Source organism: Stenotrophomonas sp. YJH_SMC_79 (assembly GCF_059367995.1).
The window spans coordinates 226,442-251,179 of the sequence record NZ_JCAFRK010000003.1; the positions used below are offsets into that span (position 1 = coordinate 226,442).

A 24,738-nucleotide genomic window follows, 5' to 3' on the forward strand; every position below is an offset into this window, starting at 1 on the left:
CCAACACCGCCGCGCCATGCGCGGGGGTCGATCAAGGTCGACCGCTACCGGGCGAACCGTGCCTCGATCTCCTCCAGCGACTTGCCCTTGGTCTCCGGCAGCCAGAAAGCGGCCACCAGGAAGAACACGAAGGTGCACGCCGCCCAGAACACGAACATGCTGGCGTAGCCGTAGTGGCCCACCGTGGGCAGGAAGATGGCGGCGATGGTGGTCGACACGAACTGGTTGATCAGCAGTGCGATGCTCATGCCGTTGGAGCGGATGCGGTTCGGCATCAGCTCCGACAGTGCCAGCCACACGCACACGCCGGGGCCGACCGCGAAGAACGCGACGAACACCAGGATGCAGGCGGCCACGGCCCAGCCATGTGCCGGCGGCGGCACCGGGCCGATGCGCGCCTGTTCGATGCGCAGCGGTGCCTGCGCGGCACTGGCCGGGTCGGCGAACGGGTTCAGATGCAGCTTGCGGAAGAACGCACCAATCACGCTGTCGGGCTGCACGGTGCCAGCGCGCTCGATGCGCAGCTCGCGATCAGTCAGGTTGTCGCTGCGCAGGGCGCGAACATTGGTGAAGTCACCATAGGCGTACGACACGGTCAGCTGCATCGGTCGGCCCTGGCTGTCGATGCCATTGCTCAGGCGCTGCCACTGCGCGTCATCCAGCACCAGCTGCAGGCCATCGCCGCTGACCGCCGCCTGCAGTTGTGGCTGCACATCGGCGCGACCGCGTTCGGCCTGGAAGAACAGCGTGGCCGCCGCCAGCAGGGCCACGCAGATACCGCCGCTGCCCAGCATCAGCAGGAATTTGCGGCCCTTGCGGTCGACCAGCAGCAACGCGACCACGGTCATCACCGCATTGAGCAGCTTGATCGCCACGTCGGCGCCGTTGGCCACTGAACCGGACAGGCCGGCCTGGTTGAGGATGTTCACCGCGTAGGCCAGCACCGAATTGATGCCGGTGGCCTGGGTGCAGGCCAGCACCACGCAGGCGAGCAGGAACGGCACCACGTAGCGGCGGCTGAGCAGCGGGTCACGCTTGCCATCGCTGCTGCTCGATTCCGGCGCCTGGATCTGGGCCAGCGTGGGCTCGACGTCTGCGGCGGGAAGGACGCGCTGAAGGCTGCGGCGGGCTTCATCGATGCGGCCGCGGCGTACCAGCCAGCGTGGCGATTCGGACAGCCAGAAGATGCCGGCGCAGAACAGCAGGCCTGGCGCCAGGCAGGTCCAGAAGATGGTGCGCCAGGCATGGTCCTTCACCGTGAACAGTTCCTGCGCCTGTTGCGCGACCGGCAGCGAACGCACGGCTTCGGCGGCGGCATCCACGGCGTGGGCGTGGTACAGGCCGATCAGGGCTGCCAGCACCAGGCCAACGGTCAGCAGCAGCTGGAACATGGCCGCGCCGCGCCCACGTCGTTCGGGGCTGAGCACTTCGGCCAGGTACAACGGAATGACCACCCCGATCAGGCCGCCACTGATGCCCTGCAGCAGGCGTCCCAGCAGCAGCGGTGTGTAGCCGGAGGCCAGTGCCATGATCGGAATCGAGGCAGTGAACAACAGGCCGGCCAGCAGCATCGCGCCGCGGCGGCCGATCAGGTCGGCGACCATGCCGGCGAACAGCGACGACAACACGCTGCCCAGCAGTACCGCTGCCACCACGAAGCCAAGCTGCTGGCTGCTGAGCTGCCACGCGTGGCTGGCCGTTGCCTCCAGGTAGGGCAGGGCACCGGCGATGATGCCGATGTCGATGCCGTACAACAGGCCACCGAGGCCGCCGATGAAGAGCAGGTAACGTACGGGCCAGCGCGGAGCGGTGGAAGCGGGTACGGCAGGTGCGGCGGCTGCGGTCATCGGCGTATTCCTGGAATAACGGGGATGGTGCGTGGCTGAGGCGTTGCGCTTGCGCGCTTCATGAAGGGCCGAGCCAGGCTCGGCTTGCCGTGCGAAGCGCGGCACGGACGTCGTCGATATCGGTACGAAAAACAGCCGAGCATGGCTGGGCTCTACGGAAATGCGTGGCTCAGTTCAGATCGACCACGCGCCCGCCGATGACCACCCGCTGCAGGCGCAGTTCGGCGTCCATCACCACCAGGTCGGCGCGGGCGTCGGGCGCGATGCGGCCGCGATCATCCAGCCCCAGGTAGTCGGCCGGGAAGGTGGATACACGCTGCGAGGCATCGGCAAGCTCCAGGCCCACACGCACCAGGTTGCGCAGCGCCTGGTCCATGGTCAGCGCGCTGCCGGCCAGTGAACCCGTGGCCAGGCGCACGCAGCCGCCGCACTTGTGCACGCGCTGCTCGCCTAGCGCGTATTCGCCATCGGGCATGCCGGTGGCGGCGGTGGCGTCGGTCACCGCGTACAGGCGCGGGATCGCGCGCGCGGCCAGGCGGATCACGCCGGGATGGATGTGCTGCAGGTCGGGAATGATCTCGGCGTACTGCGCATGTGCCAGTGCCGCCGCCGCAATGCCCGGGCGATAGTGATCGACGCCGGTCATGCCGTTGAACAGATGGGTGAAGCCGGAGGCACCGGCCTGCAGCGCAGCAACACCTTCTTCGTAGGTACCGGCGCTGTGGCCGAGCTGTACGCGGATGCCCATTGCCGAAAGCGCGGGAATCAGCGCGGTGTGCTCGCCGATCTCCGGTGCCAGCGTCATCACCCGGATCGGCGCCAGCGCGTGCAGCTGCTGTACCAGCGCCAGCGTCGCCTCGATGGTGCGGTTGGGCTGCGCGCCCAGCCGCTGCGGGCTGATGAACGGCCCTTCCAGATGTACGCCGACGATGCTGGCGGCGTCTGCATCGGGTGCGGCCATGGTCGCGGCCACGCCGTGCAGCGCGTGCTCGATCTCATCCAGGCCGGCGGTCATGGTGGTCGCCAGCAGCGTGGTGGTGCCGAAGCGCAGATGGGTACGGGCGATGGTGCGCGCCACGTCGCCGCCCTGCATCAGGTCCACGCCGGCCGCACCGTGCACGTGCAGGTCGATGAAGCCGGGCAGGATCACCGGCAACTGCAGGTCGTCGGCACCGCTGTGGTCATCCACCTGCAGGTGGCGCACGTGCGAATCGAAGTGGACGTGGCCACGCCGCCAACCCAGCGGGGTGAGGATGCGGCCATGCAGGGAACGGGTGTCGCTCATGCGGTGGGCTCGGCGATGATCACTTCGATGCCCAGCCGCTGCAGGCCCTCGCGGGAGACGTCGTCGATACCGGCATCGGTGATGATGGTGTGGATCTGATCCAGCAGGGCGATGCGGTGCAGGCTGACGCGCCCGAACTTGGAGGCGTCGGTCAGCACCACGATGCGGCGTGCACGCTCGACCATGCGATGGTTGAGGCGGGCTTCGGCTTCGTCGTGGGTGGTCAGGCCGAACTGCAGGTCCAGGCCGTCCACGCCCAGGAACAGCGTGTCGAAGCTGTACGAATTGAGGCTGGCTTCGGCCTGGCTGCCCTGCAGCGACAACGACTGCTGGCGCAGCAGGCCACCGGTCAGCAGCACGTTGATGCCGGGCGCGTTGGCCAGTTCCCAGGCGATGTTCAGGCCGTTGGTCATCACCGTCACGTCGCGCTGCGTGCGCAGGTGGCGGGCCAGGGTCATCGTGGTCGAGCCGGAGTCGATGATGATGTTGTCACCAGGCCGTACCAGGCGCGCGGCACACGCACCGATCGATTCCTTCAGCGGCAGGTTCAGTGCGTCCTTTTCGTGGATGTCCTGTTCCTGCGGTGGCGTGCGCACCAGGGTGGCGCCACCGTGGGTACGGTTGGCCAGGCCCTGCGACTCGAAGTGGGTCAGGTCGGCACGGATGGTCACCGCCGACACGCCAAAGCGCTCGACCAGATCGGCCACCTGCACCGAGCCGTGCTCGATCAGCAGCTGCAGGATCTGTTGTCGGCGGGAGCGGGTGTTGCGCATGGCCATTCTCGGTGTCGCGGGGAAAGGTAGAGATTAGCCGTTCACAGGAACAGCGGCAGCCGAACCTGCGTTCTGCGTGCGGGTTCCGGCCTGGTTGGCGCTGCACGCACGGGCGTACTCGCCCAGGCACAGGCCGACGCGATGTTGCGCCAGCGCGGTGGGCGTATTGGCCAGGGTGCCCTCGCGCACGGCGCGGTACTGCTCCGGCAGGTACTGGCTGAGCAGCACCAGCGGCGGCGCGTGCTGTTCCAGGTTGGCGAACAGGGTCTGCACCGCCTGCACCAGCGCGGGCTCGCCCCAGTAGTAGCGGCAGCGATCGCTGAAGGAGTAGCTGCGCAGCAGGCGCAGCGTGGCATCATCGCCCTGGTAGTAGGACTGCCAGTACTTCGGCTGCGCCACCATCACTTCGTCCAGCACCTGCGGCAGGCGCGAGCACTGCGCGGCCGGCAGCAGTTCGGCCTCGATCGCGGCCAGCGCGAACAGCGCTTCGCGGTAGGCGAAGGTGGCCGCCGGGCCGACCTTGAGGATCGCGAAGTGGTCGCGCACCAGCGCGTGCAGGCCGCTTTCGCGCTGGTAGTCGGTGGAATGCGCCTCGAACACGATGCGCGGCTGCTGTTCGAGGAAGTCGGCCAGCGTGCTGGCAGCGGCCGCGTCGTACTCGTGCACGCTGCTGTGGTCGAAGTCCACGCCCGGCTGCACCACCATCGCGATCACGCGCTGCCACGCATCGCGCAGCTGCGGCGTGTCGAACGCCTGCTGGTGGATGGCCAGGGTCTGCGCGGCAGCAGCGGGCGTGGTCACCTGCAGGCCTTCGGCCAGCGAGGCTTCGCCACCGGGAATCGGCACTTCGGTACCGATCACGTAGACCGGCGGTGGCAGGCCATGATCCGCAGCGGTGCGCTCGGCGATTTCGGCCAGCTCGGCCGAACGCGCGGCGACGGTGGCGTCCGGCAGCGGCACCGGGTCATCGGCGCAGGACATGCTGCAATCCAGGTGGATCTTGTGGAAACCCGCGGCGACGTAGGCTTCGATCAGTACGCGCGCGTGGGTCATCGCCTCGACGGCCGGGCGCTTCTGCCAGGCATTCGGGCCAAGGTGGTCACCGCCCAGGATCAGCCGCTCGCGCGGGAAGCCTTCCTCATCGGCCAGCGTGCCCACGTAGTCGCGGTACTGCGGCGGGGTCATGCCGGTGTAGCCGCCGAACTGGTCGACCTGGTTGGAGGTGGCCTCGATCAGCAGCACGGTACCGTGCGCAAGCGCCACGTGCATGGCCGCGCGCAGCACCTGTTCGTTGCTGCAGCAGACGCTGTACAGGCCGACGTTGGCACCGGCGCGGTGGGAGGCAAGCAGGGTCTGCAACGGGGACATGGTCAGGCTCCGGACATCAGGAAAACGAGGGTTGGCAGGCGAGCAGGGCGGCACCACGTGCGCCACCGGCATCGCCGAAGCGCGGCGGCACGATCGGCGGTACCTGCACGCCGTTGAACAGATGGGCGGCGATGGCCGCCGGCAGCTGCTGGTACAGCGGTGCGTACTGCGAGAGGCCACCGCCGAGCACGATCACGTGCGGGTCCAGCGCCAGCACCAGTGCGGCCAGGCTGTGACCCAGCAGGTCGCGGTGGATGTCCAGTGCCTGCACCGCACGGGCATCGCCGGCCTCGGCCAGGGCGATCACCGCGCTGGCATCGCGCGCGCTGCCGCCCAGGTGGCGTTCAATCATCGCCACGCCGCTGCCGGATACGTAGCGCTCCACGCAGCCCTGCAGGCCACAGGCGCAGTCGATCAGTGGCAGGCCATGGCGCTGCAGCAGGTGGCCGGGCACGCTCCAGTGGCCCCATTCGCCGGCCAGGCCATTGAAGCCGGACAGCAGCCGGCCCTGCAGGCAGAAGCCGCCGCCGGCGCCGGTGCCGAGGATGGCGCCGAACATGCTGGGGTAGCCGTCAGCCGCACCGCCGTGTGCTTCAGACAGGGCAAAGCACTGCAGATCGTTGCCGAAGTGCAGCGGGCGCCGCAGCCGTGTCTGCAGATCCTGCGCCACGCATTGGCCGGTCAGTGCAGGCACATTCGCGCTGAGCTGGCGGCCGGTGCGGCGATCGCGCACGCCGGGCAGGGCGATGCCGATGGCCGCATCGCTGCGGCCAAGTGCAGCATCTGCCTCTGCCGCCAGCGCCACCACCGCCTGGAGGAAGCCGTCGTAGTCACCCTGTGGGGTGCTGACCCGGCGGCGCCAGGTGACCTGCATCGCCGCATCGCACGCCACCAGCTCGATCTTGGTGCCGCCGATGTCGATGCCGTAGCAGGCGTGGGCGATCAGCTCAGCCATGGTGGATGGTGACGCCCTTGACGACGCGGTTGACGGTGCCGTCCGGGAACGGGTTGTCCGGGGTCAGGCCGAGCGCGGTCGAGCGCTGCAGCGCGAACAGCTGCGCGAAGCCCAGCCACACCGGCGCCAGCCACGGGTCGTCGAATGCAGTGTGAAGCGGCGGCACCACAAGGGTGTACTCGTCATCGGCGCCGATATCCGAGTGCGGGCCGATCGCCAGCACCTGGCCGGCCACGCCATCGCGGCGCAGTTCTTCCAGCAGGTCCTGTTCGTAGCGCCGCGCCAGTGGCTGCACGCTGCGCAGCACCACCACCAGGGTGTTGCCATCCAGCGTCGACTTCGGGCCATGACGGAAGCCCAGCGGCGTGTTGGCCAGCGCCAGCACGCGGCCAGCGGTCAGCTCCAGCACCTTCAGCGCGCACTCGCGTGCCAGTGCTTCCAGCGGGCCGCTGCCGAGGTAGATGATGCGGTTGAACGGGCGCTGCGCCAGCGCCGCCACCGGTGCATCCCACTGCGTCAGGCCTTCGCGGGCCAGCGCGGCGATCTGCTTCAGCCGCGCCACGCGCGCATCCCACGGCGAACGATCGAACACGGTCAGCGCGGCCAGCAGCATGCAGGTCAGGCTGCTGGTCATGGCGAAGGCGCGGTCGCAGCTGGCCGACGGCATCAGCAGGGTGCAGGTATCGGCACGGCCGGCGCCACGGCGGGCTAGTTCGCCATCGGCGTTGCAGGTGATGTCGAGGAAGCGCGCGTCATCCACATCGCTGCGCACGCGGTCCACCGCGGCCACGCTTTCCGGGCTGGAACCGCTGCGGCCGAACGAGACCAGCAGGGTCGGGCGGTCGCGCTGCAGGTAAAGCGCCGGGTGGGTCAGCAGGCTGGTGGTGTGCACCACGCGCACCTCGGCCGGCCACTGCGCATTGATCGCGTCGGCCACCATTTCGGCGATGAAGCCGGAGCTGCCGGCGCCGGTGAACAGCACGCGCTGGTTGGGATCGTTGAGGCTGTCGCCGAGGAAGGCCTGCAGGCGGTCGCGTGCACGCGACAGGTCCTGTGCGAGGGCGTCCCACAGCACTGGCTGCTGGGCGATTTCGGTAGCGGTATCGGCTCCGCCAAGGCGCTGCCAGGCGGACACATCGGAAAGCAGGGTGACGTCCATTCGGAGGTTCCAGTTGGGCCAGCGCACCATCTGTGTTTTCTTTCGAAATGTCAAATAGCGAAAGTAAAAAGAAAGAAAATGTGATGCCGACTTCGCTCTACCTAGTGCATCCCGGAAAACGCAAGAAACCGACGAATGCCGTATCGCACAATGCTTAACAGGCGCCTGCAAGCGCTTACACAAAGTATTGCGACGCAACAACTTTCGTTTCAACGGAATATATCTTCCTTTTTCCTTTCAATTTGTTGACATCTTTCGAATCGCTGCCCTAGAGTCGGCCCAACCGCTTTCGAAACGCCCGGTGAACGGGTTGGGAGTCCGCGTGGAAAACTGCGTTCGTCGCTCGCCGCTGATGCTGGCCCTGTTGCCGGCATTGATGCTGGCGTCCATGCCGGCCCGCGCCGAGCCGGTCGGCAACCTGCGTTCGGTCAGCGCCAGCGACAGCCGCGATGGCGTGCGCGGCTGGGACCTGCAGACCGACAAGGGCGCGCGCATCCGCATCGAACTGCCGGCCACCGACATCATCCGCGTGCAGGCGGGCCGCAACGGCACGCTGACCGGTGCCGGCGACAAGGCCGCACCGATCGTGCTGCCGCAGCCCAAGGCGAACGTACAGGCGCAGCTGGAAGAAGACGCACAGGAAATCCGCGTGCGCACCGATGCACTGGTGCTGCATGTACAGCGGCAGCCGCTGCGCCTGCGCCTGGAACGCCTGGACAACGGCCAGCCCACCGCGCTGTGGCAGGAACTGCAACCGCTGGACCTGGATGCCACGCAGAGCGTGCAGGTGCTGTCCTCGCAGGCTGATGAAGGCTACTTCGGTGGCGGCCAGCAGAACGGCCGCTACCAGTTCAAGGGCCGCGAGCTGGAGGTGTCCTACTCCGGCGGCTGGGAAGAGGGCGACCGCCCCAGCCCTGCACCGATGCTGCTGAGCAGCCGTGGCTGGGGCATGCTCCGCAATACCTGGAGCGATGGCAGCTACGATCTGCGCGAGGCCGACCAGGCCACGCTGCTGCATCGCGAAGACCGCTTCGATGCGTACTACTTCGTGGGCGCCGACCTGCCGAAACTGATCGAGCGCTACACCCAGCTGACCGGCCGCCCGAACATGGTCGCGCGCTGGGCGCTGTCCTACGGCGATGCCGATTGCTACAACGACGGCGACAACAGCAAGAAGCCCGGCACCGTACCTGAGGGCTGGAGCGACGGCCCGACCGGCACCACGCCCGATGTGATCGACTCCGTGGCCAAGCAGTACCGCGCCAACGACATGCCCGGTGGCTGGATCCTGCCCAACGATGGTTACGGCTGCGGTTACAAGAAGCTGCCGGAAACCGTGCAGGGCTTGGCCAAGTACGGTTTCCGCACCGGCCTGTGGACCGAGAACGGAGTCGACAAGATCGCCTGGGAAGTGGGCAAGGCGGGCAGCCGCGTGCAGAAGCTGGACGTGGCCTGGACCGGCAAGGGCTACCAGTTCGCGATGGACGCCAACCGCCAGGCGTTCAACGGCATCCTCGACAATTCCGATTCGCGCCCGTTCCTGTGGACGGTGATGGGCTGGGCTGGCATCCAGCGCTATGCCGTGGCCTGGACCGGCGACCAGAGCAGCAGCTGGGATTACATCCGCTGGCACGTGCCGACCCTGGTCGGTTCGGGCCTGTCCGGCATGGCCTACGCCAGTGGCGATGTGGATGCGATCTTCGGCGGCAGCGCCGAAACCTTCACCCGCGATCTGCAGTGGAAGGCGTTCACGCCGGTGCTGATGGGCATGAGCGGCTGGTCGTCGAACGCACGCAAGCACCCCTGGTGGTACGACGAACCCTATCGCAGCATCAACCGCGATTACCTGAAGTTGAAGATGCGCCTGACGCCGTACATGTACGGGCTGGTGCACGAGGCCGCGCAGACCGGCGCGCCGCCGGTGCGTGGCCTGATGTGGGACAACCCGCGCGATCCGCATGCGCAGGATGAAACCTACAAGTACCAGTTCCTGCTCGGCCGCGATCTGCTGGTCGCGCCGGTATACCGCAGCCAGGCCGCCAGCCGTGGCTGGCGCCGCGACATCCATCTGCCGGCCGGCGGCTGGATCGACTACTGGGACGGCCGCCGCGTGCAGGCCGCCGCCGATGGCCGCCAGCTTGACCGCCAGGTGGACCTGGCCACGCTGCCGGTGTTCGTGCGTGCCGGTGCGATCCTGCCGATGTACCCGTCGATGCTGTTCGACGGCGAGAAGCCGCTGGATGAAGTGACGTTCGACCTGTACCCGCAGGGCGATTCGCAGTACACGCTGTACGAAGACGATGGCAACACGCGCCGCTACCAGCAGGGCGAGTCGAGCACGCAGCAGATCCGCGTGCAGGCCCCGGCGCAGGGCAGTGGCCCGATGCAGGTGCAGATCGATGCGGTGCAGGGCCAGTACAACGGCCAGCTGGCGCAGCGTCGTTATGGCCTGCGCGTGCTCAGCCGCCAGGCGCCGCGTGCGGTGCAGGCCGGTGGCCGCGCGCTGCCGGCGCTGGCTGATGCCGCTGCGTTCAACGGTGCGGCTGAAGGCTGGTACTTCGATGCCGCAGAACGCCGCGGCACGCTGCACGTGCGTACCGCCACCCAGGACATCCGTCAGCCGCTGCAATTGGCTCTGGACTTTGCGGTGGCCGCCGCGGCCGCCGACGATGCCTATCCGGCCGCGCCGGTGCTGGGCCGTGAACTGCCGGCCGACAGCCTGCTGGTGGTGAATCGCCCGGCCGAAGAGCCTGGCCATGCGCTGGAGAACGCCTTCGATGATGATCCGGCCACCTGGTTCCGCAGCGTGCGCAACCAGGCCGTGCGTACCGGTGCCCACGAATGGGTGGTGGGCTTCGGCGAGCGCAGGATGATCGATGGCATCGACATCGCACCGCGCAACGACAAGAACTGGAAGCACGGCCAGGTACGCGACTATGAGGTCTACCTGGGCGACAGCAACGGCGAGTGGGGCGAGCCGATCGCACGTGGCCGCCTGCAGTTGAAGGAAGGCGTGCAGCGCATCGACTTCCCGGCACATGCCGGACGCCTGCTGCGCTTCCGCGTGCTGAGCGTGCAGAACCCGGAAGGCGACGGCGCCAGCAGCACCGACCCGATGGTCACGGCCGCACAGGGCAGCGCCCGCGCGTTCGATGCACTGCAGCCGCGCGACGTCGGCCCGATCGCCCTGTCTACCTTCCACATCCTCGAACACCAGGAACCGGAGCGACCGGCCCGGCAGCGCTATCTCTCCGAGCTGCCGGTGCCGGCCGCGCTGGCCAGCCAGGTGCGCACCGACCAGTCCTTCCGTGGCGACGCCGGCATGCGCATGAACGGCCTGCAGTTCCGCCGTGGCCTGGGCGTCGGCGCCACCAGCCGCATCGACCTGCGCCTGCAGGGTGGCTGGCACCTGCTGCGTGCCGACCTCGGCATCGACGACGCCTGCCGCAACGCCGGTGGCCTGCAGTTCCAGGTCTGGGGCGACAACCGCCTGCTGTACGACAGCGGCCTGGTGAAGGCACCCGGCGTGGTCAAGCCGGAGCTGGACATCCGTGGCCTTTCCACCCTGAGCCTGCGCACGCTGGGTGCGCAGGGCAGCCAACCCGCCCAGGTCTGTGCCAACTGGGCCAACGCCGTGCTGATCGGCCAGGAGGGCGACTCCGCCAGCATCGTCGCCCCATGACTCCCTCGTAACACCGCTCCTCCCCCCGCCCATTCCGACTACGGCCCTCACGGCCGTGGCCCGGGAGCGTTTTGCCCGCCGAACGCCTACGCGCTCACTTATTGCGCTGCACCCCTGCCAGGAGAGAACCCCGATGTTGCCCGCACGCCACCACCGCCCCCCCTGTCGTTCGATCGCTCCGCTGTCGCTGGCCATCGCCGGCGTGCTGCTGTCGGTCGCCGTTCCTGCCTTCGCCCAGGAGAGCAAGGACAAGGCCACCGACCTGGCCCGCATCGAGGTCACCGGCTCCAACATCCGCCGCACCGACGTGGAAACCGCGTCCCCGGTGCAGGTGATCAGCAAGCAGGACATCCAGAACATGGGCGCGCGCACGCTGCTGCAGGTGCTCGACAACCTGCCCGCCGCACGCCCGGCGCAGCAGGATGCGCGCTCGCTGTTCACCGGTTCCGATGGTGCCTCGCAGGCCAACCTGCGTGGCTTGGGCGCGCAGGGCACGCTGGTGCTGCTGAACGGCCGTCGCCTGTCGTACTACGGTGCACCGGCCGGCTTCCAGACCCAGTTCGTCAACATCGATGCGATCCCGGCCGCGGCCATCGAGCGCATGGAAGTGCTGACCGACGGCGCCTCGGCGGTGTACGGCACCGACGCGGTGGCCGGCGTGATCAACGTGATCACCAAGCGCAACTTCCAGGGTGCCGAGGTCAGCTTCACCAACGACACCTCCTCGCGCATCGACTCCTACGGCGAGCGCCAGGCCAGCATCACCGCCGGCTTCGGTGACCTGGCCGAAAACCGCTTCAACATCTACGGCGCGGTGAACATGTACCGCCGCGACGCGATCCCGCTGAGCGACTTCTACGACAAGCGGCCCGACCAGTACTACGTCAACAACCCGAACTACCTCAACAACCTGCGCCTGGGCGTGGGCAGCAAGCCGGGCGAGTTCAACCCGGGCAGCTACTTCGCCTTCGATCCGGTCACCGGCCGTCGTGTGCAGGAAGCTGCACCGGGCTGCAAGAACGTGCTGACCAGTGAAGCGGCCGGCCCGCGTTGCGTCTGGGAAACCTGGATGAACAACGAGATCGATGCCGGCGCCAAGTCCGAGCGCAACACCGCCTACCTCAACGGCACCTTCCTGGTGGGCGACAGCACCGAGATCTTTGCCGAGGCCACCTACACCGATATCGACCTGCGCGCCAACGGCGGTACGCCGCGCACCTATGGCACCACCACCGGCAACCCGACCAGCTGGTTCTCGCGCAATACCGGCAACACCGTCAACCAGTTCCTGTACCCGTTCCTGGGCCCGAACAACGAGTACAACCACGCCAGCCCGGAAATGAAGGCGATGATGGGTGGCGTGGTCGGCCTGAACTACCTGCTGCAGGATGCCGGCCCGAACTACTTCGGCCAGCGCAACACCGACAAGAGCTACCGCGTGCTGGCCGGTGCGCGTGGCAACCGGGGTGACTGGAACTGGGAGACCGCGTTCGCCAGCGCCGGTACGCACTCCACCACGTACCAGACGATCAACGTCAACATCAAGGGCTTCGAGAAGGCGTTCGGCCCGTACTCGATCGATCCGGGCACCGGCCGCGTGATCATCTCCGACCACCCGGCGTACAAGTTCGGCGAGATCAGTGAAGCCAACGCCGCATTGATCCGTGAAGCGTTCCCGACCTTCGACATCCAGTCGTGGACCCGCCTGCACACCCTCGACGGCAAGATCGAAGGCCCGCTGTTCCAGCTGCCGGCCGGCGAGATGCGCGCCGCGTTCGGCTTCAACGCCAGCCGCGAAACCTTCTACACCCCGGGCAATGCCGATGCGGCCAACGGCCTGATCTCCCAGCAGGGCGGCTCCTGGTTCGACGGCAAGCGCAACACCTACGCGCTGTTTGCCGAGACCGTGGCACCGATCACCGACAAGCTGGAGCTGGATGCAGCGGTGCGCGTGGACAAGTACCCGAACTTCAGCGCCAACGTGGCGCCGAAGATCGGGTTCAAGTACCAGGCGTTCGACCAGCTGATGCTGCGCGGTACCTACTCGACCGGTTTCCGTGCACCGAGCCTGGCCGAATCCGGCAACGGTGGCGTGTTCGCCCAGCTGGGTGGCTACCGTGACGAGCTGCGCTGCAACGAGACCAACGCCATCGCCAACCTGCTGCTGCGCTCGCAGCGCCCGGGCGATGTCGATCTGGGCAAGAACCTGTTGAACGTGGATTGCAGCCGCACCGTGGCACGCATGACCCAGCCGAACAAGAACCTGAAGCCGGAGAAGGCGAAGATCGCCACCCTCGGCTTCGTCTACGAGCCGGCGACCTGGCTGTCGGTGTCGGCCGACTACTGGTTCATCTATCGCGACAATGAGATCGTCGCGCCGGACTACCGCCGCATGGAAGACATCATCTCCTCGTCGCGCTCGCCGATCACCGACAGTGACCGCGCCAACCTGGCGCAGCTGGCGGCGATGTGTGCCGACCCGGCCAGTGGCGTGAGCTGCCCGTCGGTGCTGCCGGGCTACTCCGCCGGCAACGTGGCCAGCGTGGTGGGCCAGTACAAGAACCGTGGCAAGACGCTGATCGACGGCTTCGACATCGATGCGCGCAGCCGCTTCTCGCTGGGTGACTGGGGCAACCTGAACATCGGCCTGGCTGCCACCATCGCCAACCGCAACCGTTTCTACATGGATGAAGCCAACGGCTGGTACTACGGCGACGTGGTGGGCTACTACAACAACCCGCGCCTGCGTGCCACGCTCAATGCCGACTGGACCTACAAGCAGGTGACCACCAGCATGTTCGTCAACTACGTGGGCGGCACCAAGTGGGCCACCGACCAGGTTGATGAGGTGAGCAACAACAAGGAAACCTGCACCGGCGGCTACCTGGCCCTGCAGAAGAGCAAGTGCGATGGTGCGCCGTCGTGGTGGACCGCCAACATGAGCGTCACCTGGCGCCCGGATGATGCCTGGAACCTGAGCTTCACCGTCAAGAACCTGTTCGATCGCCTGCCGTTCTACGATCCGAACAGCTTCCTGGGTGACTCCAGTGACTACGCAACCATCTTCGGCCGTGGTTACAGTGTGACCATCGGCTACCGTTTCAAGTAATTCCGTTTGCGTGACCTGGCGTGCCGGCTGCGGCCGGCACGCTGCCAAGAGGAGAGATGTTTGCCATGAAGCGTAGGGAATTCATCGCGGCCAGTGCCGCTGTCGCCGCCAGCAGCCTGCTGCCGCAGACCCCGGCATGGGCACGCGGGCGCAAGGTGCGCCTGGCCATGATCGGTACCGGCATGCGTGGCCTGGTGCTGCTGAAGGAACTGGTGCGCCGCGACGACGTCGAGGTGGTCGCCGTCTGCGATATCGAGCCGATCATGCTCGGCCGCGCCGTGGAGATGGTCAGCAAGGCCGGCAAGCCGGCGCCGAAGACCTATGGCCAGGATCGCGATACCAATGCCTGGAAGCGCCTGCTGGATCAGAAGGGCATCGATGGCGTGATCATCGCCACGCCGTGGGAGTACCACGCGCCGATGGCGATTGCCGCGATGCAGGCTGGCGTGGCGGTGGGCTGCGAAGTGGTGGCCGGCATCACCCTGCAGGACCACTGGGACGTGCTGAAGACCCAGCTGAGCACCGGCACCCCGTACATGCTGCTGGAGAACGTCTGCTACCGCCGCGACGTGATGGCCGCGCTGCAGATGGTGCGCCAGGGCCTGTTCGGCGAGCTGGTGCACCTGCAGGCCGGCTACCAGCACGACCTGCGCGGCGTGAAGTTCAATTCCGGCGACCCGAACCAGCCCTACGACAGTGGCGTGGAGTTCGGGCCAAAGGGCTGGAGCGAGGCCCGCTGGCGCACCGAGCATTCGGTGGAACGCAATGGCGAGCTGTACCCCAGCCACGGCATCGGCCCCTGCGCGATGTACACCGGCATCAACCGCGGCAACCGCTTCACCCATATCAACGCCTTCGCGACCAAGGCGCGTGGCCTGCACGAATACACCGTGGCCAAGAGTGGCGGCACCACGCATCCCAGCACCAAGGTGAAGTTCAAGCTGGGCGACATCGTGACCACCACGCTGGCCTGCGAGAACGGCGAGACCATCCTGCTGCAGCACGACACCTCGCTGCCGCGCCCATACTCGATGGGTTTCCGCGTGCAGGGAACCAAGGGCCTGTGGATGGATGTGAACCATTCGATCCACATCGAAGGCCGCAGCCCGCCGCACCAGTGGGAAGAGTTCAAGAAGTACCAGGACGAGTACGAACACCCGCTGTGGAAGCAGAATGCCGACACCGCTGCCAGTGCCGGCCATGGTGGCATGGACTGGTTCGTCATCCATGCGTTCGTCGAGGCGCTGAAGGCCAAGGCGCCGATGCCGATCGACATCTACGACGCAGTGACCTGGAGCGCGATCACGCCGCTGAGCGAGCAGTCGATCGCCAACAGCTTCCAGACGCTGGAATTCCCGGACTTCACCGCCGGTGCATGGAAGCAGCGCAAGCCGATTTTTGCGTTCGACGGCAGGTACTGAGGTTTACCCCTTCCATGCGGTGACGGAAACGCCGGGCCATGCCCGGCGTTTCTGTTTCTGGGGCATTCGCCTTGTAGAGCCGAGCCCACGCTCGGCTGCATTTCCGACACGCCCCCCTGCATCAGAAAATTCTGAAACTCGACTCATTCCACAGTTTTTGACTTGAATGTGTAAACCACATCGGAGATAACGTCCCCCATGCGGCCACGCCGCATTCCGGACCAGGGACGATCCGAAGCATGACGTGAGGCTGCTGCTGCCCCACGTTCTCGTTCCCGCCGGCGCTGTGTCCGTCCAGGAAGGAGAACAGGGATGTTGAAGGCAGACTCTGGCACTTCGCTCATGGAGAGCGCGTGCTACGTACCCCGGCCGGTGGCGCAGCTCAGATCACGCTGTACGACGAGACAGGGCAGTGGCTGGGTAACTACTCGGCCACGGGCCAGGCGCAGCAGCAGGCGATCTGGCTGGACAACTACCCGGTGGCGCTGATCAACGTGCCGGCTACCGGCGTACCGGAACTGGCCTACGTGCAGCCGGATCATCTGGGCACACCGCGCGTGGTGGTCGACCCAGTGCGGAATGTCGCGATCTGGGAGTGGAGCAACAAGAGCGAGGTGTTCGGCAACCAGATTCCGAGTGCTGATCCGGATGGCGATGGTGTGGCGTTCGAGCTGGCGCTGCGATTCCCGGGCCAACAGGCGACGAATGCGAGTGGGTTGTTCTACAACTACCAGCGGGAGTATGACCCGGCAGCGGGGCGCTATTCGCAGAGTGATCCGATTGGATTGGAGGGTGGAATATCCGCTTTTCTTTACGCGCATGGGAATCCGTCGGGTAATGGTGATCCCTATGGTTTGAAGACAACAGTTATTGTCACTTCAAAATTGGGCATAGGCACCCATGCTGCCGTGCGTGTCGATGGCAAGGATGGGGAGGGAATTTTGTATGATCCGGCCGGAGGCTATCCAGGTGCCAACCCGAATGCGCCCACGCGCGGAACCGGCGACATATTTTCAGGTGTTGACGCCAATCTCACGAGTTTCGTGAATCATCATTTGGCTGAAGGGTCAACGGTATACACGCTCAGCTTTGATACGACTGAATATAGCGAGCTTCAGATTCAAGACTATGCCGAGCAGCTGGGGACAGCGACCGGAGGGCTTTGCGCCATCCAAACATCCTCCGCAATCAATGGAGTTGGACCATTTAAGAGTCTCGGTGTTAAATTTACGCCTGCAACATTGGGTAAGTCTTTGTCAAAGCTTCCCGGAATTAAGGTCAGGGTCTATTCTCCAAAGAGGTGATTCAATGGGGGGGCGGAATTTACTCTATTCTGGGATTTCACTGGTCATCTCGATGGTGATGTATGTTGGAATTCCGGAGCCTCTATGGGATATGTATCAGTTTGATACTGATAGGTTGTTTCCTTGGTTGTATCTGGCAGGCTTGGTTCTATTTGGTGTATTGCTCAGGCCCTATGGAAAGGGGAGTTTTTGGAAATGCGCGGCCTGGGGCGGGGGTGTTGGCATGGTGGCTGGAGTTTTTGCTCAGGCGATAGTAATTTTCGTTGAGCGTGAAAGATTTTCTTCGTTCAATGCAGATTTCATGTGGCAGGCGTTGGTGTCGTTCGGAATTATAAGTGCTGTTTTAATGACGCCGGTTTGGGGTGCAATTTCAAGTGCTGTGTCCTTCTTGCTTTTAAACCGAAAGGCGGGTGCGAGTACGAAGAAATAGCATTGCGCTCAGCTGGTTAATGAAAGGGGGTCTGGAGTCGTTTGGAAAATCGGGTATTTCACCCCGATCCGTCTCCGGCAAGCGAAGGAATCTGTGGATTCAGTGCTGGCGCGCAACGCCTTCAGTCCTGCTCCAGGCCGGTTTCGGTTTGCAGCGATAAGAGGTAGTCCTTGAAGACCTGACCACCGGCGCTGGCAGCGACACGTTCACCTACAACGATGCCAACCGCATGAACTCGGTGAAGCAGCGCAGTAGCGTTCTGGAAAGCCAGGGTTACAACCACCGCGGCGAGCGCGTGCTGCGCGTCCCGACCGGTAGCGCGGCTCAGATCACCTTGTATGACGAAGCAGGGCAGTGGATGGGTAACTACGCGGCCACGGGGCAGGCGCAGCAGCAGGGCCATCTGGCTGGATAATTGCCCGGTGGCGCTGATCAATGTGCCGGCTACCTGCGTGCCGGAACTGGTCTACGTGCAGCCGGATCATCTGGGCACACCGCGCGTGGTGATCGACCCGGCGCGGAATGTCGCGATCTGGGAGTGGAGCAACAAGAGTGAGGTGTTCGGCAACCAGATTCCGAGTGCGCTCCGTTGTCAATGCCGGGTAGATCACCTGTTAGGCCGGTGACCTCGAGGCTGCCCCATGCGCAGCACACCGAGCCGGGTCGGTCGCGCGCGGCCCGGGCCACCGAAGCCCCATCCAAGCACCCCTCCCCCTGACGTGGTATTTCTCTAACAGACCATGGGTACGCACGAACGGGCTGCTCAGGCTCAGCGGGTTGCGTGAGCCGGTGTCCAGCCACAGGCGAAGGGGGATGCCGTCAAGCTCGCCATTCAGTACCGGCGCACGGTCATCTAGTTCGAACGGCGGCGCCACCCCGATGGAGGGTGGCGGATAGTGGCCTGGCCGGGTGAAGCTGAGCGCGCGCGCCATAGTCGAGGGTGGTGACGAAGCGCAGGAAGTGGCGTCATGCGCGCAGTGTTGATGAAGCACGTGGCAACGTCCCGCGCGGGCTGGCGACGTGCAGGCAACACAGGGGAAGATGGCGCGCCCGGAGGGATTCGAACCCCCGACCAATGGCTTCGGAAGCCACTACTCTATCCGGCTGAGCTACGGGCGCGTTGTAGAACCGCCGCGCCACCGACCAGTGCCGGGGCGGGCATCGCAGCGCCATGAAGCGGTGCGGGACCGGCATTCTATCCAGTTTCGCCGAACAAATCTCCCCCCACGGGCAAAGCCCTGCCAGAGGGGCAGGAGTATCCTATCGCCATGGCTGATACCCCCCTCACTTCGCCGCAGTCGCCGGCGACGCCGCGTTGGCGGCATTACTGGAGTCTGATGCGCGCTGATCGCCCGATCGGCACGCTGCTGCTGCTGTGGCCCACCTGGTGGGCGTTGTGGCTGGCCGCGGGCGGCCTGCCGCCGCTGTGGACGCTGTTCGTGTTCACCGCCGGCGTGTGGCTGACCCGCTCGGCCGGATGCGTCATCAACGACTACGCCGACCGCTGGCTTGACCCGCATGTGGAACGCACCAAGGCGCGTCCGCTGGCCACCGGCGCAATCAGCGGCCGTGCCGCGCTCGCCTTGTTCGCCGTATTGATGCTGGTGGCGTTCGGCCTGGTGCTGACCCTGAACGGGCTGACCATCGGCCTGAGCTTCATCGGCGTGTTCCTGGCGGCCAGCTACCCGTACCTGAAGCGCTACACCCATCTGCCGCAGGTCTATCTGGGCATGTCGTTCGGCTGGGGCATCCCGATGGCGTTCGCCGCGGTGCAGGGCGAGGTGCCGATGCTGGGCTGGCTGCTGTATGCCGGCAACATCCTGTGGTCCACCGCCTACGACACCTGGTACGCCATGGTCGACCGCGAGGACGACCTGAAGATGGGCTCGCACTCCACTGCGATCCTGTTCGGTGACCTGGATCTGGTCATCCAGGGCGTGCTGTACGCGCTGTTCCTGGCCACCATGGCGTTGGTTGGCGTGCGCGGCGGGCTGGGCGGCTACTACCTGGCCGGCGTGGCCGTGGCTACGGTGCTGGTGGTCTACGAGTTCTGGATCTGCCGCAACCGCGAGCGCGGCCCCTGCTTCAAGGCGTTCCTGCACAACAACTGGGTGGGTGCCGCGCTGTTCGCCGGCATCGCCGTGGATCTGGCGCTGCGTTGAGCCCAAGGTGAGGTAGAGCCGGCCGCTGGCCGGCTGCAGCCGTGCGCGATCCCGAGGTTGCCGGCCAGCGGCCGGCACGACCATCCTCCGCTACCTACGACCAATAGGTGGCTGACAGCCCGCACCCCACCGCCCAGAATCGAACCATCGAACCTGGGAGGGTAGGCGATGGCCTCGACGGCAGCAGTACAGGACGGCTGGATGGCGCGCGCAGCGCTGCGCTCGGCCGCCTGGGCGGAAAGGTGGTTCCCCGATGCGTACGTGTTCGCGGTGCTCGGCGTGGTCATCGTCGCGCTGGCTGCGATGAGCTTCGGCTCGACCCCGCAGGCCACCGCCAGTGCCTTCGGCGACGGCTTCTGGAGCCTGATTCCCTTCACCATGCAGATGGCCTTCGTGGTCATCGGTGGCTACGCCGTGGCGACCGCGCCGGTGGTCGCACGCTTCATCGATTTCCTCGCCCGGGTGCCGCGCACCGGCCGCGGTGCGGTGGTGTACGTGGGCCTGGTCAGCATGCTGGCCTCGCTGCTCAGCTGGGGCTTCTCGCTGGTATTCGGCGGCCTGCTGGTGCGCGCGCTGGCGCGCCGTACCGAACTGCGCATGGACTACCGCGCGGCCGGTGCTTCGGCCTACCTCGGCCTGGGTGCGGTGTGGGCAATGGGGCTGAGTTCGTCTGCCGCACAGCTGCAGGCCAACCCGGCCAGCATGCCGCCAGGGCTGGTGGAGATCACCGGCGTCCTGCCGTTCACCGAAACCATCTTCCTGTGGCAGTCGATCGCGCTGACCGCAGTGCTGATCCTGGTCTCGCTGCTGATCGCCTGGTTGACCGCACCGGCCGCCGGCAGTGCCCGCACCGCTGAAGACTTCCCCGGCGCCGCGCAGGCAGAACCGGAGCCACTGCAGCGCCGCACGCGCCCGGGCGAATGGCTGGAGTACAGTCCGTTGCTGACCGTACTGCTCTCGCTGCTGGCGTTCGGCTGGCTGTTCAACGAGTTCGCCAACAAGCCGGTGGTCACCGCCATCGCCAACCTCAACACCTACAACTTCCTGTTCATTTCGCTGGGCCTGCTGCTGCACTGGCGCCCGCGCAGCTTCCTCAACGCGGTGGCCAAGGCGGTACCGAGCACCACCGGTGTGCTGATCCAGTTCCCGCTGTACGGTGGCATCGCGATGATCCTCACCCACGCTGCCGGCGGTGACGGTCAGACCCTGGCGCACCGGCTGTCGAGCCTGTTCGTGCACGTGGCCAGCACTGATACCTTCGCGCTGGTGATGGGCGTCTATTCGGCGGTGCTGGGCTTCTTCGTGCCGTCCGGTGGCGGCAAGTGGATCATCGAGGCGCCGTACGTGATGCAGGCCGCCAACGAACTGAAGGCGCACCTGGGCTGGGCGGTGCAGGTCTACAACGCGGCCGAAGCGCTGCCGAACCTGATCAATCCGTTCTGGATGCTGCCGCTGCTGGGCGTGCTGGGGCTGAAGGCACGCGACATCGTGGGCTTCACCTTCATCCAGCTGCTGGTGCACATCCCGCTGGTGCTTGGCCTGCTGTGGCTGCTGGGCATGACCCTGGCGTATGTGCCGCCGGTGATGCCCTGAATGGAGGGTTGGCTTCCCTGCGTGAGCCGGGAAGCCAGCCTCGTTCAGCGCGTGTTTCCGGCGGCGAACGCCATGAATGCGTGCAGGCTGACGAAGGCATGAGCACATGCCGAACCCGCATGAATTCTTCAGCTGCTTGTGCCGCAAGGGCTTCTGCGCGTTCATTCACAGGCGTACACACAGATGTAGCCGCCCACCCACGCCTGATTAACCATTCGCTGCAGACGATGGCCACGTCCACCGCATTCCGCGAGTGGCTTTGGAGATCGGACATGGCACAGCAGAACCAGAACCCGAACCAGAAGCAGCAGGGCCAGCAGAACCAGCAGGATCAGCAGCAGGGCCGTGGCCGCGACCAGCAGCAGCAACAGCAGCAGGAACAGCAGAAGCGCAACCAGAACCAGCAGCAGGGCGGCCACGACGAAGAAGAATGACCGCGTTGCGCATGCAACGTGACCGGCAAGGCCCCGCCCCGTGCGGGGCTTTGCTTATTCCAGCACGCCGATACGCTGCAGCACCGGCGCTGCCGACATGTCGTTCGGATTAGTACCGGGCTGATCCTGCGGCACGTCCATGCCCATGCCGCGATACAGATCCACCCAGTGCTGGGCGATCTCCCCGGTCTGCGGGTTGCGGAAGTTCATCGGCTGCAATGCGAACACGTGGTGCGCACGGAAGGCGCGTTCGATGAAGTCCGAGCAGTAGTAGCTGTCCTCGCTCAACACATACGACGTGTTGTACGGCTTTCCCAGCATCGTGCGCGCGGTGGCGACCGCATCCCTGATGGCCGCCTGCTGCGGCGCGCGCAGGCGATAGACCACGATCTGCCGTTGCTTGGCGCGCGCCTCCTGGCGGAACTCGACCAGCGATTGCCGGCGCGATCCTTTCTCGTCCGCATGCAAAACCTCCCAGCCCTTCGGCGTGGACGCGACCAGGGCAACGTGATCGAAGCTGAGCGCGCCCTGCTTGCCGGTGGCATCGTCGATGGCCGCACTGAGGCCGCTGCGGCCGGCGGTGACGAACAGCAGATCGCCTTCGTGGACATCGACGGCCAACGCCACAGCCGGCCACAGGGCGGGCAGCAGCAGGCCGATCAGGAGCAGGAGGCGATGCATGAGGACTCTCGGACAGGCGGAATGCCGGAATTGTAGGGTGCGCGGTAGCATGGAGCGACCGGACCGGATTCAGGATGAGCCCATGTGTCGATACCGTTCTGCCGTTCTGCTGACGATTGCCTGCGGCGCGGTTCTGGCTGCCTGCACACCAGCGCCGCAGACAGCGGCCGAGGCGGCGCCTGCTCCAGCCGTGCCTGCTCCAGCCGCGCCAGCGACCGCCGCCGAGCCCACACCTGCGGCTGCACCCAGTGAATGCCCCTACCCGGAATTCGATACGTTCCTGAAGCATTTCGGCAACGAGATCGCGCTGCAGGAAAAGACCACTGCCGATCCGCTGCTGGACAGCTACATCGATGCGGAGGCTGAGCCGGAACCGCGCAAGGTGGAAAGCCGGCTGGCGCTGGCCGATGTCGAGTGGCCGGTGATGCCCGATCCTGCCGCATTGGCCGGGCAGGGCCGCGAAATGCAGGTCAGTGCCCTGGCCGATGGGCAGCGGCAGGTGCAGGTCCGCACGCCGGACAGCAGCGACCAGCAGACCTATACCTTCGCGCAGGCGCCGTGCTGGACACTGGTCAAGCGTGAGGATGAGTCGATCTGAGGCCTGACTCGGCACAGGCGAGCCGGGCGGCTGGCTGCTAGGCTCGAAGCCTGGTCCAGGCAGGGAGACGCCGATGCAGGCTTTCAGGAAGCGCGCTACCACCGCCGCCGTCGCCGCCGTACTGGCGATAGCCTCCTTCAGCGGCGCCCAGGCACAGTCGGTGCATGCCGATGACCGCGCCTACTTCGCCAATGCCACCGCCGAACAAGCCGCGCGTGACGCGCTGGGCAAGCGCGTCGAGGCCCTGCAGCAGGCGTCCACCCTTGCACCGGCGGAACGCTTCCAGCAGGCCGAGGCACTGGAGGCGCAGTGCCTGCGGCATCTCGGCTACCTGCACCTGCAGTCCGCCCGCAACGCCCGCGATCATCGCCCGGCCCAGGCGATGGACCAGGCAATGGGGCTGTGCAGCCGCATCGCCCGCAGCGGTCGCGCTGCACTGCGCGAGGCGCCCGCAGATGCGACGTGGGCAGCACCGTATGGCTTCCTGCGCGCACGTGCGTTGAAGGAAGCCACCACCCCGGCCAACGCTGTGCTGGACGAGGCCGTGGAGGCATTGGCCGATCCGGCGCTGGACAGTTTCGCGCGCCTGCGCGGGCAGATCCTGCGCAGCGCCGAGTACCCGCAGCTCGAGCACGGCGGTCGGCACTGGGACACGGGGCGCGACAAGCAGGCGCTGGCCCAGCAGCCCGACCGCGCCCTGCGCGAGGCCGGCTGGAAGGGCTACTGGCAGGGGCTGCACTCGCGCCGTGAGCCGATGGCGTCGGTGCTGCTGGGGCTGGTGCAGGTGAATGACGCCGCCGCACGCCTGCAGGGCGATGGCTCGGCGCCGGCACACGGCTACCAGCGCATGGGTCTGGATACAGCGGCAGTGGATGCGACGCTGATTGCAATCGAACAGCACGCGGGGGACCGCCGCGCCTACCAGGACATGCTGCTGCACCACGCTGCGCGATCCGGCATCGACGCGCCGCAGATCTGGGATACCACGGTGCCCGATGCCGGCTACACGCCACCGGTGCTGACGCTGGCGCAGCTGCGCGACAACGCCGCCGATGCCATGCAGCACCTGGGGCCGGCGTACGTCGCCGAACTGCGCGCGCTGCTCGATCCGGCCAACCAGCGTATGGATCTGGCCTCCGAACGCGGTGACCGCAGCCAGGACGCGTTCTCGGTGAGTGCTCCCGGTGTGCCGGCAATGCTGTTCGTTGGCGTGCGCCGTGGCGATCTGGAAAGCGATGTCGAAATCGCGCATGAAGCTGGCCATGCCGTGCATGGCGAGTGGATGCAGCGCGGTCATGCGTCGCCGCTGCAGCGCAATGGCAGCCAGTGGCTGACCGAGGCGTTCGCGATCTACAACGAGCTGCGCTTCCGCGACCAGCTGTACCAGCAGGCACAGGACCCGCGTGCCAAGGCCTACTACCTGAAATCGCTGCTGGACGACATGGTGCTGCAGCTGTTCACCTCTTCCGAGGAAGCGCAGCTGGAGCAGTCGATCTACCAGGGCGTTGCCGCCGGCACGCTGGGCACCGCCGATGGCCTGGACGCGCTGACCGGGCAGGTGCTGGCGCGCTTCGGCCAGCAACCGGAGCGCTACCCGCAGCTGCGCAACACCTGGATCGGCAAGCGCCTGATGTATGAAGACCCGAACTATCTGGTGAACTACCTGTATGCAGGGCTGCTGGCCGTGCAGCTGTATGTGCAGGACCAGCGCGACCCCGAAGGGTTCCGTGCGCGCTATCTTGCCGTGCTTGGCGAGGGCTTCGATCGCGCGCCGAACGAGCAGGTGGCGCAGCTGTTGGGGCACGCGCCTGACTGGGCGGCCCTGGTGGATGCCGATCTGCAGGTGTTCAACCAGGCGGTCGCGCAACTGCAGGCGCTGCATGCGCGGATCGAGGCGGGGCAGGGTACGTGAGCCTGCTGCGCGCAGGACGGCAGAC

Annotated in this window: 16 protein-coding genes, 1 tRNA gene and 2 pseudogenes; 11 read left to right on the forward strand and 8 right to left on the reverse strand. The window is 66.2% G+C overall.

Annotation, left to right across the window (positions count from 1 at the left end):
• Window positions 1-44: 44 nt before the first annotated feature.
• The 6 genes from AC5P57_RS12065 to AC5P57_RS12090 all read right to left on the reverse strand — a co-directional run bounded on the left by AC5P57_RS12065 (window position 45) and on the right by AC5P57_RS12090 (window position 7,387).
• Window positions 45-1,847 (reverse strand): sugar porter family MFS transporter, encoded by a 1,803-nt coding sequence (locus AC5P57_RS12065; protein ID WP_262235480.1) that lies wholly within the window; start codon window positions 1,845-1,847, stop codon window positions 45-47.
• A 169-nt stretch (window positions 1,848-2,016) separates the two neighbouring features.
• A complete protein-coding gene (gene nagA, locus AC5P57_RS12070) occupies window positions 2,017-3,132 on the reverse strand; it encodes an N-acetylglucosamine-6-phosphate deacetylase (protein ID WP_262235479.1) in 1,116 nt (371 codons plus the stop codon).
• On the reverse strand, window positions 3,129-3,905 hold the full coding sequence (locus tag AC5P57_RS12075; protein WP_262235478.1) for a DeoR family transcriptional regulator: 777 nt from the start codon (window positions 3,903-3,905) through the stop codon (window positions 3,129-3,131). Before AC5P57_RS12075 ends, nagA begins: the two co-directional genes overlap by 4 nt.
• Before the next feature lie 33 nt (window positions 3,906-3,938).
• On the reverse strand, window positions 3,939-5,273 hold the full coding sequence (locus tag AC5P57_RS12080; RefSeq protein WP_495219587.1) for a D-tagatose-bisphosphate aldolase, class II, non-catalytic subunit: 1,335 nt from the start codon (window positions 5,271-5,273) through the stop codon (window positions 3,939-3,941).
• A 16-nt stretch (window positions 5,274-5,289) separates the two neighbouring features.
• Entirely contained in the window at window positions 5,290-6,228 is a 939-nt protein-coding gene (locus AC5P57_RS12085) for an ROK family protein (protein ID WP_262235475.1), read from the reverse strand.
• A complete protein-coding gene (locus AC5P57_RS12090; protein WP_142806960.1) occupies window positions 6,221-7,387 on the reverse strand; it encodes an SIS domain-containing protein in 1,167 nt (388 codons plus the stop codon). The genes AC5P57_RS12085 and AC5P57_RS12090 overlap by 8 nt, the downstream gene beginning before the upstream one ends.
• A gap of 322 nt (window positions 7,388-7,709) precedes the next feature.
• Between AC5P57_RS12090 and AC5P57_RS12095 the strand changes: the two genes are divergently transcribed.
• From AC5P57_RS12095 to AC5P57_RS12120, 6 genes and pseudogenes are all read left to right on the forward strand, one after another.
• A complete protein-coding gene (locus AC5P57_RS12095; protein WP_262235474.1) occupies window positions 7,710-11,069 on the forward strand; it encodes a TIM-barrel domain-containing protein in 3,360 nt (1,119 codons plus the stop codon).
• Window positions 11,070-11,202: 133 nt separating this feature from the next.
• Complete coding sequence (locus AC5P57_RS12100) at window positions 11,203-14,178, forward strand: TonB-dependent receptor domain-containing protein (RefSeq protein ID WP_262235473.1); 2,976 nt, start codon at window positions 11,203-11,205, stop codon at window positions 14,176-14,178.
• A 65-nt stretch (window positions 14,179-14,243) separates the two neighbouring features.
• Window positions 14,244-15,599 carry a Gfo/Idh/MocA family protein gene (locus tag AC5P57_RS12105; protein ID WP_099554871.1) on the forward strand — a complete coding sequence of 452 codons (1,356 nt, stop codon included), beginning with the start codon at window positions 14,244-14,246 and terminating at the stop codon, window positions 15,597-15,599.
• A gap of 344 nt (window positions 15,600-15,943) precedes the next feature.
• Window positions 15,944-16,903, forward strand: a pseudogene (locus AC5P57_RS12110) (RHS repeat-associated core domain-containing protein); the annotation flags it as partial.
• 52 nt (window positions 16,904-16,955) lie between these two features.
• Window positions 16,956-17,333: a hypothetical protein gene (locus AC5P57_RS12115; protein ID WP_143567701.1), complete on the forward strand. Its 378-nt coding sequence runs from the start codon at window positions 16,956-16,958 to the stop codon at window positions 17,331-17,333.
• Window positions 17,334-17,514: 181 nt separating this feature from the next.
• Window positions 17,515-17,917: pseudogene (locus AC5P57_RS12120) on the forward strand (RHS repeat domain-containing protein); the annotation flags it as partial.
• A gap of 458 nt (window positions 17,918-18,375) precedes the next feature.
• Here the strand turns inward: AC5P57_RS12120 and AC5P57_RS12125 are convergent.
• Window positions 18,376-18,452 (reverse strand) — tRNA-Arg (locus AC5P57_RS12125).
• 149 nt (window positions 18,453-18,601) lie between these two features.
• On the opposite strand from AC5P57_RS12125, the gene ubiA reads away from it, so the two are divergent.
• The 3 genes from ubiA to AC5P57_RS12140 all read left to right on the forward strand — a co-directional run bounded on the left by ubiA (window position 18,602) and on the right by AC5P57_RS12140 (window position 21,522).
• Window positions 18,602-19,495 carry a 4-hydroxybenzoate octaprenyltransferase gene (ubiA, locus tag AC5P57_RS12130; protein ID WP_049461703.1) on the forward strand — a complete coding sequence of 298 codons (894 nt, stop codon included), beginning with the start codon at window positions 18,602-18,604 and terminating at the stop codon, window positions 19,493-19,495.
• A gap of 168 nt (window positions 19,496-19,663) precedes the next feature.
• Entirely contained in the window at window positions 19,664-21,088 is a 1,425-nt protein-coding gene (locus AC5P57_RS12135) for a short-chain fatty acid transporter (protein WP_197577837.1), read from the forward strand.
• A 272-nt stretch (window positions 21,089-21,360) separates the two neighbouring features.
• Entirely contained in the window at window positions 21,361-21,522 is a 162-nt protein-coding gene (locus AC5P57_RS12140; protein ID WP_010482135.1) for a hypothetical protein, read from the forward strand.
• 54 nt (window positions 21,523-21,576) lie between these two features.
• On the opposite strand, the gene AC5P57_RS12145 is transcribed toward AC5P57_RS12140, so the two are convergent.
• Complete coding sequence (locus tag AC5P57_RS12145) at window positions 21,577-22,203, reverse strand: YiiX/YebB-like N1pC/P60 family cysteine hydrolase (RefSeq protein WP_262235472.1); 627 nt, start codon at window positions 22,201-22,203, stop codon at window positions 21,577-21,579.
• 82 nt (window positions 22,204-22,285) lie between these two features.
• On the opposite strand from AC5P57_RS12145, the gene AC5P57_RS12150 reads away from it, so the two are divergent.
• Complete coding sequence (locus AC5P57_RS12150; protein ID WP_262235471.1) at window positions 22,286-22,801, forward strand: hypothetical protein; 516 nt, start codon at window positions 22,286-22,288, stop codon at window positions 22,799-22,801.
• Window positions 22,802-22,874: 73 nt separating this feature from the next.
• The gene (locus tag AC5P57_RS12155) at window positions 22,875-24,713 is read left to right on the forward strand and encodes a M3 family metallopeptidase (protein ID WP_262235470.1); all 1,839 of its coding nucleotides are present in this window, start codon (window positions 22,875-22,877) and stop codon (window positions 24,711-24,713) included.
• The last annotated feature ends 25 nt before the right edge of the window (window positions 24,714-24,738 follow it).

What these genes read in the sequence shown, in the direction of transcription:
- nagA (WP_262235479.1), bottom strand. Translation starts at nt 3,132, where the DNA reads ATGAGCGACACCCGTTCCCTGCATGGCCGCATCCTCACCCCGCTGGGT.
- AC5P57_RS12075 (WP_262235478.1), bottom strand. Translation starts at nt 3,905, where the DNA reads ATGCGCAACACCCGCTCCCGCCGACAACAGATCCTGCAGCTGCTGATC.
- ubiA (WP_049461703.1), top strand. Translation starts at nt 18,602, where the DNA reads ATGGCTGATACCCCCCTCACTTCGCCGCAGTCGCCGGCGACGCCGCGT.
- AC5P57_RS12115 (WP_143567701.1), top strand. Translation starts at nt 16,956, where the DNA reads ATGGTGATGTATGTTGGAATTCCGGAGCCTCTATGGGATATGTATCAG.
- AC5P57_RS12100 (WP_262235473.1), top strand. Translation starts at nt 11,203, where the DNA reads ATGTTGCCCGCACGCCACCACCGCCCCCCCTGTCGTTCGATCGCTCCG.
- AC5P57_RS12105 (WP_099554871.1), top strand. Translation starts at nt 14,244, where the DNA reads ATGAAGCGTAGGGAATTCATCGCGGCCAGTGCCGCTGTCGCCGCCAGC.
- AC5P57_RS12090 (WP_142806960.1), bottom strand. Translation starts at nt 7,387, where the DNA reads ATGGACGTCACCCTGCTTTCCGATGTGTCCGCCTGGCAGCGCCTTGGC.
- AC5P57_RS12145 (WP_262235472.1), bottom strand. Translation starts at nt 22,203, where the DNA reads ATGCATCGCCTCCTGCTCCTGATCGGCCTGCTGCTGCCCGCCCTGTGG.
- AC5P57_RS12065 (WP_262235480.1), bottom strand. Translation starts at nt 1,847, where the DNA reads ATGACCGCAGCCGCCGCACCTGCCGTACCCGCTTCCACCGCTCCGCGC.
- AC5P57_RS12150 (WP_262235471.1), top strand. Translation starts at nt 22,286, where the DNA reads ATGTGTCGATACCGTTCTGCCGTTCTGCTGACGATTGCCTGCGGCGCG.
- AC5P57_RS12140 (WP_010482135.1), top strand. Translation starts at nt 21,361, where the DNA reads ATGGCACAGCAGAACCAGAACCCGAACCAGAAGCAGCAGGGCCAGCAG.
- AC5P57_RS12080 (WP_495219587.1), bottom strand. Translation starts at nt 5,273, where the DNA reads ATGTCCCCGTTGCAGACCCTGCTTGCCTCCCACCGCGCCGGTGCCAAC.
- AC5P57_RS12085 (WP_262235475.1), bottom strand. Translation starts at nt 6,228, where the DNA reads ATGGCTGAGCTGATCGCCCACGCCTGCTACGGCATCGACATCGGCGGC.
- AC5P57_RS12135 (WP_197577837.1), top strand. Translation starts at nt 19,664, where the DNA reads ATGGCCTCGACGGCAGCAGTACAGGACGGCTGGATGGCGCGCGCAGCG.
- AC5P57_RS12155 (WP_262235470.1), top strand. Translation starts at nt 22,875, where the DNA reads ATGCAGGCTTTCAGGAAGCGCGCTACCACCGCCGCCGTCGCCGCCGTA.